Annotated in this window: 4 protein-coding genes; 2 read left to right on the top strand and 2 right to left on the bottom strand. The window is 65.6% G+C overall.

What is annotated here, in order from left to right; translation table 11 throughout:
* Nucleotides 1-130: 130 nt before the first annotated feature.
* Together AC0L3X_RS46640 and ftsY are read right to left on the bottom strand one after the other, a co-directional pair.
* The gene (locus AC0L3X_RS46640; protein WP_071908654.1) at nucleotides 131-733 is read right to left on the bottom strand and encodes a septation protein A; all 603 of its coding nucleotides are present in this window, start codon (nucleotides 731-733) and stop codon (nucleotides 131-133) included.
* A gap of 2 nt (nucleotides 734-735) precedes the next feature.
* Nucleotides 736-1,683 (bottom strand): signal recognition particle-docking protein FtsY, encoded by a 948-nt coding sequence (ftsY, locus tag AC0L3X_RS46635; protein ID WP_063980402.1) that lies wholly within the window; start codon nucleotides 1,681-1,683, stop codon nucleotides 736-738.
* Between the two features lie 60 nt (nucleotides 1,684-1,743).
* On the opposite strand from ftsY, the gene AC0L3X_RS46630 reads away from it, so the two are divergent.
* Nucleotides 1,744-2,445, top strand: coding sequence for an RluA family pseudouridine synthase (locus AC0L3X_RS46630; protein ID WP_063985990.1), 702 nt, complete (start codon nucleotides 1,744-1,746; stop codon nucleotides 2,443-2,445).
* A gap of 248 nt (nucleotides 2,446-2,693) precedes the next feature.
* On the top strand, nucleotides 2,694-3,803 hold the full coding sequence (locus tag AC0L3X_RS46625) for a DUF2336 domain-containing protein (RefSeq protein ID WP_071908656.1): 1,110 nt from the start codon (nucleotides 2,694-2,696) through the stop codon (nucleotides 3,801-3,803).
* The last annotated feature ends 106 nt before the right edge of the window (nucleotides 3,804-3,909 follow it).

Here is a 3,909-nt window from a genome sequence, read left to right as displayed (position 1 = left end):
GCATCCAGTACGCCGCGGCCTCACCGTATCTCACGACTGTCTCTGGAATACTGGATCGCCCGGTCAAGCCGGGCGATGACAGTTGAGTGTATGGCCGCATTTCAGCTCGCAATGACGAGCTGAGAGACCGTCACCTTTTCCTTACATCCCCCGCCTCGGCCTCGCTCGCCTCCAGCGACGCCGGCTCGATCCCGTAGCGCTTGGTCAGCGGCATCTGGGCGATGGCGAAGATCATCGTGATCGGGGTGACGCCGAACACCTTGAAGTTCACCCAGAAGTCCGTGCTCTGGGTGCGCCAGACGATCTCGTTCAGGATGGCCATGCCGGCGAAGAACAGCGCCCAGCGCAGCGTGAGGATGCGCCAGCCCTGCGGGGTCAGGTTGAACATCTGGTCGAACATCACGGCGATGAAGGAGCGGCCGAACAACAGCCCGCCGCCGAGGATCGCCGCGAACAGGCCGTAGATGATGGTCGGCTTGACCTTGATGAAGGTCTCGTCGTGCAGCACCAGCGTCAGCGTGCCGAACACCAGCACGATCACGCCTGTCACGATCGCCATGATCGGGATGTGGCGCGTCACCACATAGGACGCGATCATCGCCGCGACGATCGCGACCATGAAGGCGCCGGTCGCGGCGAACAGATTGAACTTCGCATTCACGAAGAAGAACACGAGCAGCGGACCGAGCTCGGTCGCGAGCTTGAACAGCGGATGCGGCTGGGTCTTGTCCATTCTCAGCTTTCGATTCCGGCGATCGCACGGGCGAAATCGCGCGCGGTGAACGGCGCGAGATCGTCGACGCCTTCGCCGACGCCGATGAAATGCACCGGCAGTTTGAATTTCTCCGCGAGCGCCACCAGAATGCCGCCGCGCGCGGTGCCGTCGAGCTTCGTCATCACGAGGCCGGTGACCCCCGCCGTGCGATGGAAGGCCTCGACCTGCGACAGCGCGTTCTGGCCGACCGTAGCATCAAGCACCAGCAAGACGGCATGCGGCGCAGTGTCGTCCACCTTGCGGATCACGCGCACGACCTTTTCGAGCTCGTTCATCAGCTCGGCCTTGTTCTGCAGGCGGCCGGCGGTGTCGATCAGGAGCACGTCGATGGCCTGCTCCTTCGCTGCCGTCAGCGCGTTGAAGGCGAGGCTTGCCGAATCCGAGCCCTGGGTGCCAGCGATGACCGGCGTCCTGGTGCGCTCGCCCCAGACCTTGAGCTGCTCGATCGCGGCCGCGCGAAACGTGTCGCCGGCGGCCAGCATCACCTTGCGGCCCTCGGATGCGAATTTTTGCGAGAGCTTGCCGATGGTCGTGGTCTTGCCGGAACCGTTGACGCCGACCACGAGGATGACGAACGGCTTCTTGGCCGTATCGATCTCGAGCGGCTTTGCCACCGGCGCCAGCACCTTCTCGACCTCGGTGGCGACGACGTCCTTGACCTCGTCCGCCGAGATCGCCTTGTCGTAGCGGCCCGTGCCGACGGCGTCCGCGATCCGCACCGCGACCGACGTGCCGAGGTCGGCGCGCAGCAGCACGTCCTCGATGTCGTCGAGCATGGCGCGGTCGAGCTTGCGCTTGGTGACGAGGTCGGCGACCGCGGTCCCGAGCGAGGACGAGGTGCGCTTCAGCCCGTTGGACAGGCGGCGCCACCAGCTCAGCTTGGGGGGATCTGACGTGGTATCGTTCATGGTGGCGGTGTGTTAGCCGTTCCGGCTCCCAAACGAAAGTGTTGACCGAAAGTCTTGCAATTGCTCGATGTTCCCGAATTGACCGCCGACGAGATCCTGGCGCGCGTGCTCCATCGCGACGGGCTGATGCTGGTCATCGACAAGCCCGCCGGCCTGCCGGTGCACCGCGGCCCCAAGGGCGGGGCCAATCTGGAAACGTCGTTCGATGCGCTTCGTTTCGGCCTGCCGCGGCCGCCGGTGCTGGCCCACCGGCTGGACAAGGACACCTCCGGTTGCCTCGTGCTCGGCCGCCATCGCAAGGCGACGGCCTCACTCGGCCTCCTCTTCAAGCACGGCAAGATCGGCAAGACCTACTGGACCGTGGTCGAGGGCGGCCCTGCCGAGGACGAAGGCACCATCGACATGCCGCTCGGCCGGCTCAATGCCGAGCGCGGCTGGTGGCAGAAGCCGGACCCAGAAGGGCAGAAAGCCGTCACAAATTGGAAGGTGATGGGCCGGGGCGACGGGCTGACCTGGCTCGCCATGGAACCGGTGACCGGCCGAACCCATCAATTGCGGGTGCATTCGGCGTCGACCGGCTGGCCGATCTTCGGTGATAACATTTACGGCAACGGCCCGCGCTTCGGCGAGCCGCGGCTGCACCTGCATTCCCGCGAGATCGTGGTACCGATCTCCCGGAACAAGGAGCCGATCCGCGTGGTCGCGCCGGCCCCGCCCCACATGCACGACAAGCTCCGCGCCTGCGGGTGGAATGGGGAATAGTTTTAGCCCCTCATGGTGAGGAGGCGCATCAGCGCCGTCTCGAACCATGAAGGCCCGACTGTCGCCCGCGGCCATCCTTCGAGACGCCCGCTTCGCGGGCTCCTCAGGATGAGGAGCAGTGGCCGGTCGGGGAGCAAAGCAGTGCTCGCCTTCCGCCCCGTGGTTTACGAAACGTTCAGTGCTCGTCTCTATTGATAGCGATTGCTTAGAACAAGCTTCCGTCATTCGCTCAGGACGAGCAACGCGTCATGTCCACGGCCGAGTTTTCGATCATCGATGAAGTCGAATCAGCGATTCGGCTCGGCTCGGCGGAAAAGGGCCTGGAAACGGCCCGCCGCGTCACCGACCTGTTCCTCTCCTCCGCCGGAAGTTTTGGCAACGAGCAGATCGCGCTGTTCGACGACGTGCTCGAGCGCCTGATCGGCACCATCGAGCTGCGCGCCATCGCCGACATGGGCGCACGCGTTGCGCTGGCCGAGATCAGCGCGCAGCTTGCGCCGATCGCGCAGGCGCCGCCCTCCGTGATCCGCCGCCTCGCCAATAATGACGAAATTCGCATCGCCGGCCCCGTGCTCCAGGAATCCGCGCGCCTCGACGATGGCGAGCTGGTGAAGATCGCCTCCAGCAAGGGCGAATCGCATCTGCTCGCGGTCGCCGGTCGCTGGTGGCTCAAGGAGATCGTCACCGACGCGCTGCTGGCGCGGCGCTATCCCAGCGTCAGCCGGCGGCTTGCCGCCAATCCCGGCGCGCGCGTTTCCGGAAACGGATTTGCCGTCATCGTCGGGCAAGCGGAGGCCGATCCCGAGCTCGCCGTGAGCGTCGGCGTCCGCGTCGACCTGCCGTCCGATTTGCGCCGCCGGTTGCTGCGTTCTGCGACGGATGCCGTGCGCACCCGGCTGCTGTCGCGCGCACCGCCGCATCTGTTCGAGGAGATCCAGGGCGCGATCGCCGCCGTGACCGTCGGTGTCGAGCGCGAGATGTCGGCCGTCCGCGATTTCGAAGGCGCCAAGCGGGCCATCGCAAATCTCAAGGCGACGGGCCAGCTGACCGAGGCGACGCTGCTCGGCTTCGCCACGCAGCGGCGCTACGAGGAAACCGTGGCTGCATTAGCGGCCCTGTCCGGATCGACCGTCGAAGTGATTCGCCCGCTGATGCAGAGCCTGCGCGAGGACGGCTTGCTGGTGCCGTGCAAGGCGGCCCAGCTCAGCTGGGAAACCACAGCCGCCGTGCTCGAGAGTCGCTTTGCCACCGGCGCGATGAAACCCGCCGATATCGCGAGGGCGAAAAGCAATTACGCGCGAATGACGTCGGAGAACGCGCGGCGGACGCTGCGATTCTGGCAGGTGCGGGCGTTGTAGGCCTGCTGCTCATCACACACTCCGCTGTCATTGCCCGCGAAAGCGGGCAATCCAGTATTCCAGAGACGGCAGCGATAGAACCGAGGAGCCGCGGCGTACTGGGTCG

The sequence above is a fragment of the Bradyrhizobium sp. MI1.7 genome (assembly GCF_055811795.1).
The sequence above is the reverse complement of the archived record's forward strand: the minus strand, read 5'-3'. Positions and strand labels throughout refer to the sequence as shown.